The organism is Pseudomonas sp. 1L-B-1-E-C1, assembly GCF_057291835.1.
The window spans coordinates 1-1,242 of record NZ_JBXAWN010000031.1 but is presented as its reverse complement, the minus strand read 5'-3'; the positions used below and the strand labels follow the sequence as shown (position 1 = coordinate 1,242).

Genomic DNA, 1,242 nt, shown 5'->3' with positions numbered 1-1,242 from the left:
CGGCAGCTCCTTGTATCTCGACTAACGCTCCGCCAGGAGCGATAGTTCTCGACTGATCATCGAGGGAGGGACTTGGAAGCCGCGCAGCTCCTTAGGCTTTTTGCCTGTGACGTAGATCGTGCTCCAGCCCTCCACACTCACTCGTACAGTTCGCACGGTATCTTGGGCCCGCCTCCGGCGAGAGCCCGCATTCGCAAGGTTGGACAGAGTGACGTGATGATCGCAACAGGGAACAAGTGGAGAAACGATCATGTCCGGTTTCGTTGGCGTCGACATCGCAAAGAACACCTTTGATATTGCTACACACCTGCCCAACGGCAAGCACAAGACCAAGGCCAAGCTGGCCAACGATCCAAAGGGTTTTAAAGAGTTTGAGGCGTGGCTAGAAAAAAACGCCGAGCGCTCGGCCCTGATCGTGATGGAAGCCACCAGCGTCTACCACTTGGAGCTCGCCGAGTTCGTTTACAACAAAGGCTTCCGGGTCTGCGTCGTGAACCCCGCTACAACCAAAGCGTACGCTGACAGCGAGCTGCGCCGCATCAAGACCGATAAAAGCGATGCCAAACTGATCGCCGACTTTGCCCGGGAAAAGGATCAAAAACTTCACCCATGGGCGCCTGAGCCGCTGAAATATCGCCAGTTGAAAGCAATGGTGCGCCGCCTGGATGACCTTCAGGAAATGGAACAAATGGAGCTTAATCGTCTCGACGTTTCCGACGAAAAGGTCAAAGACTCGATCAACTCCGTTCTGCGCCATATCGAAAAAGAGATCGTAGAAACGCATAAGGCGATCAAAAAACACATCGATGACGACCCGGATATGCGTCAGATGCGGGATCTGATCGTAACCATCGACGGCATCGGACAAAAAACGCTCGAGCGATTGCTGGCCGAACTGGGTGACTTGCGCAAATACAGTGATCCTCGCCAACTGGTCGCCGCTGCAGGGCTCAATCCTAAGCTGCAGGAATCAGGAAAGCTCAAAGGCCATACCCTGATCTCAAGAGTAGGGTCAGCACGGCTGCGTGCAGGCCTTTACATGCCTGGCATGGTGGCGCTGAAACACAATAAGGCGATCAAGGCGATGAAAGAACGCCTGGAAGCCAACGGCAAGGCCCCCAAGCAGATCATCTGCGCAGCAATGCGCAAGCTGCTGCACTTCGTTTACGGAGTGCTCAAGTCAGGACTGCCATATGACCCGCAACTTGCGCTTGCCCGGTGAGGCTCAAGACGGTATCTACA

At 54.8% G+C, this 1,242-nt stretch carries 1 protein-coding gene; it reads left to right on the top strand.

The features are described from left to right. Positions 1-250 precede the first annotated feature (250 nt). The gene (locus tag AC0Z4S_RS26440) at positions 251-1,222 is read left to right on the top strand and encodes an IS110 family RNA-guided transposase (protein ID WP_485625104.1); all 972 of its coding nucleotides are present in this window, start codon (positions 251-253) and stop codon (positions 1,220-1,222) included. The last annotated feature ends 20 nt before the right edge of the window (positions 1,223-1,242 follow it).